This is a genomic window from Algoriphagus oliviformis, assembly GCF_017254915.1.
Lineage (GTDB): Bacteria > Bacteroidota > Bacteroidia > Cytophagales > Cyclobacteriaceae > Algoriphagus > Algoriphagus oliviformis.
The window spans coordinates 1-4,047 of sequence record NZ_JAFKCT010000021.1 but is presented as its reverse complement, the minus strand read 5'-3'; the positions used below and the strand labels follow the sequence as shown (position 1 = coordinate 4,047).

Sequence of the window (4,047 nt, the reverse complement as noted above, 5' to 3'; positions counted from 1 at the left end):
CTTTCCCCCGCGCCGTCCGCGTCGATTGGGAGTGCAAATATCCCCCTTTTTTCCTCCACAACAATACCCCGCACGAAAAAAAACACAACTTCCACGTAACTCCCTGGAAATGATCGGGGAAAAGTTTCACCCCACAAAAAAGCCCCAAGGAAACTTCTCCAAGGGGCCTTTTCTAGAAATTATTTGGACTGTTACAGCTCTTTCAAAACAATGTTTCTCCAATATACCTTGATCCCGCCACCATCGTGGATCTGCAGGCAAATCCCGCCTTTTCCTTCGCCAATCTTGGCATCTGAGAAGTTCACCATCTCGACTCCGTTGACATAGGAAGTGACATTATCGCCTTTCACCACGATCTTCATTTTGTTCCACTCGCCAAATTTCAGGGCTTTGTCCTTCTCCGGATCTGGCTTTACCAACCAGCCTCTTCCGTAGGACTCATAGATTCCACCGGTGTCGTGGCCTGGAGGTGCCACTTCTACTTGCCAGCCAGAAACCTTCGTGCCATCTACGGTAGATCGAATGAAAACACCGCTGTTGCCGTTTGCCTCTTGCTTAAACTCCAAAGTGATCTCGAAGTCATCGAAGTCTTCCTCGGTACCCAAATAGCCGTACCCCTTGTCCGGGCCGCTTTCGGATACCAAAAGCCCATCCTCCACATACCACTTTTCTGTTCCGTAGATCACCCAACCGGAAAGGTCCTTTCCGTTGAAGAGTTTTTTCTTCTTTTGGGCAAATGTCACCTGGGCTACCAAAAGCAACAGCCCAACCAATACTAATTTTTTCATAATCGATTATTTAAAGGGGTCTAATTTTGATGTTTTTGAACCATACCGCATCGCCATGATCCTGCAGTGCGATCAGGCCTTTCTTGGCGATTTTATAGTCAGGGAAGTCATTCCACTTACCAGAGTTTCTTCTGGCATTCCAGTCTTCGGAGTAAGGCACGAACTCGACGGTTTTTTTGCCATTGAGCCAGTAGCTGGAGCCTTGCTCGGAAAAGATGATCTTAGAGGTATTCCACTCACCGGCTGGCTTCACCACACCCTCGTAGTCCGGCACGTACATCGCATAGTCCGCACCGATGGACTGCCAGTCTTCCAGCGGCTGCGCAAAGCCCAGCTGATCGATCACTTGGTATTCAGGTCCTGTGTAGTAGGGAGCCTTGTATTTTGGGCCTTCCACCACGTGGTAAAAAACGCCACTGTTGCCTCCCGGGGAGATTTTCCAGGTAAACTCCATCTCAAACTGCTCAAACTCCATCGGACCAAAAACCACGTCTCCGCCGAAGTCTTCCCCGCCGGTTGCTCCGAGCCCCTTCATGGCGCCGTCTTCGATGATCCAGTTGGCTGGGGTAGTGTCTCCGTTGAATGCTCTCCAGCCGTCCATCGACGTGCCGTCAAAGAGCAGCATCCAGCCGGCGGCTTTTTCCTCTTCGGTCAATGTGTTGTCAGCCACGACTGCCACCTCCTCGGTGACCTCGACGCTTTCCTCGCTTGTTTTCGGGCCGCAAGCCCAAGCCATTGCCAGCAGGGCCGCCAAGGCAATCGAACTTTTTTTCATAGTATTAATAGATAGTGTTTTTCTGTTTCATGATTATCCGCAATCTTGCCAGTAAGCGAATTTGCTTCTTCAATCGGGTCGGAAGACCGATGACCGAAGCAGGGCAAAGCCCCGATTTTAGCGTTCTTTCGGGTTGTCACGGCTGCCCACTGGCATAAAAGCAGATAATCATATTCTGTTTTACAAATTCTGTTTTACAAAATCCCTGCTGCTTTCACTTAAGGATAAAAACGCCTTGGGGCTTTTTCTATTTTCCCGATGACAAACTCCACAATAGGAACAGCGTCCAAAAGTTAATTGAATTTTTTATAAAAGTACTTGAGGGTAAGTTTAATTTTTACGAATGGAAATCCGAGCGCTTGGCTGGCTTTGCCTATAATCTTTTGAAATAATCCATCGCGTGGAGCAATCTGGAACCGTACCAAGAAAACATCTCCCCATCCACCAGCAAAATCTTGGACTTTGGGAGTAAAAGCTGGAGCTCTTGCGCATGCTTTTCGCTGAAAGGAAACGGCTCCGAACTCAGCAGGACATATTCAGGAGCGAGTGATGCCAAGTCGCTTTCCTCAACAGTCGGGTACCGCTCCGCATCGATCGCATTCTCAAAGCCTGCAAACCTCAACATCGCATCAATAAAGGTCTTTTTTCCCGCAGCCATCTTGGGATTGTCCCAAATCAAATACACCGCCCGACCTTTTTGGGGTAGCGCTTGCGCAAAGGAAGTTCGGATAGTCCGTGCAAGCTCCTCCGCCCGGGTTTCGGTCGCGGTGATTTGTCCCAAATCGGAAATCATCCGCAGCGAATCCTCCAAACCAACAATATCGCTCATCCAAACTGGATGCTTCTCGGCGAGCTTTGCTATCCCCTCCCGCTCATTTTCCTCCTTGTTGCCGATGATCAGGTCGGGCTGGAGCTCGTCAATGAGCTCAAAGCGGTAATTTTTCGTCCCGCCGACGACAGTCTTGCTTTTCCGCAGCTGCGTGGGATGCACACAAAACTTGGTCACCCCTACCAACCTGTCCTCCAGCCCCAAGTCCACGAGCAGCTCTGTCTGCGAAGGAACCAGGGAGATGATCCGTTGGGGAGGATGCGGAATAGAAACCTTTCGGGAAAGATGGTCTGTGAAGAACATGCGGAAGAAAAAAGTGATTGGGTTATTGGTTATTCGATGTCCCAATAACCAATAACCCAATTTCTATTAACTAATGTACCGGAAATCGAAGCTGGGATCGAAGCCGACCAAAAACTCATACATCAGCTGGATGACCTGCTCGATATCGTCCTTGCTGGCCGTCTCGACGGTCGTGTGCATGTACTTGAGCGGAAGGGAAATCAAAGCCGAAGGCACGCCCTCGTTGGAATAAGCGAAAGCATCGGTGTCAGTTCCCGTGACTCTGGAAGCCGCCGCCCGCTGGAACGGGATTTCCTTTTTTCGCGCGGTATCGATGATCAAATCCAACAGCTTCTTGTGCACCGAAGCACCATAGGTGAGGACGGGGCCTTTGCCGGCAGTCTGATCACCGCTGGTCACTTTATTATATAGCGGCGCGGTGGTGTCGTGGCACACATCTGTGATGATGGCGACATTGGGCTTGATGCGATGGGCGATCATCTCCGCGCCACGCAGGCCGATCTCCTCCTGCACCGCGTTTACTATATAGAGTCCAAAGGGCAGTTTCGCCCCAGACTCCTTCAGCTTTCTCGCCACTTGGGCGATCATATAGCCTCCGATGCGGTTGTCCAGCGCGCGTCCAGACCAAAACTTCCCATTCAGCTCGATCAGTTCGTCTTTGAAGGTGATCACGCAACCGACATGGATGCCCATTTCCTCCACCTCAGCTTTGGAGCGGGCTCCCACGTCGATGAAAATATTGTCCAAGGTAGGCGCGTCGTCTTTTCCATCTTTGCGCACGTGGATCGCCGGCCAACCGAATACGCCAGGAACCACTCCCTTGTCGGTATGGATATTGACCCGCATGGACGGTGCGATCATGTGGTCGGAGCCGCCATTGCGACGGACGTAGATGTAGCCGTCGTCCTTGATATAGTTCACAAACCAGCTGATCTCATCGGCATGGGCTTCGATCACGACCTTGTATTCCGCCTCGGGATTGATGACGCCCACGGCAGTACCGTAGTTGTCCGTGAAGTAGCTGTCCACAAAAGGGCGCACATAGTCCAGCCAGATCTGCTGGCCGGATGCTTCAAAGCCGGTCGGCGAGGCGTTGTTGAGGTAGGTGGTGAGGAAGTTGGTTGCGTTTTGCATTTAGGGTGAAGTTATTGGTTATTGGTTATTGGTTATTGGTTATTGGTTATTGGTTATTGGTTATTGGTTATTGGTTATTGGTTATTGGTTATTTGACTATGCCTGAAAATGGTTGTCACTATTCTGTCAATTATCGAGTTAGAATTTCTGTTTTCAATGGATTCTTCTTCTTTGGTTGTTCAGGTATTCTTGGTTTCAATTCCAATGTATAACCGGTG

4 protein-coding genes are annotated in these 4,047 nt (G+C 50.1%); all 4 read right to left on the bottom strand.

All coding sequences use genetic code 11. The features are described 5' to 3' along the window. Positions 1–191: 191 nt before the first annotated feature. Complete coding sequence (locus tag J0A68_RS22335; RefSeq protein WP_206580485.1) at positions 192–788, bottom strand: 3-keto-disaccharide hydrolase; 597 nt, start codon at positions 786–788, stop codon at positions 192–194. 10 nt (positions 789–798) lie between these two features. Beyond that, the gene (locus J0A68_RS22330; protein WP_206580484.1) at positions 799–1,563 is read right to left on the bottom strand and encodes a 3-keto-disaccharide hydrolase; all 765 of its coding nucleotides are present in this window, start codon (positions 1,561–1,563) and stop codon (positions 799–801) included. A 373-nt stretch (positions 1,564–1,936) separates the two neighbouring features. Continuing rightward, positions 1,937–2,695 (bottom strand): helical backbone metal receptor, encoded by a 759-nt coding sequence (locus J0A68_RS22325; protein ID WP_206580483.1) that lies wholly within the window; start codon positions 2,693–2,695, stop codon positions 1,937–1,939. Between the two features lie 66 nt (positions 2,696–2,761). Continuing rightward, entirely contained in the window at positions 2,762–3,829 is a 1,068-nt protein-coding gene (locus J0A68_RS22320) for a M42 family metallopeptidase (protein WP_206580482.1), read from the bottom strand. Positions 3,830–4,047 lie beyond the last annotated feature (218 nt).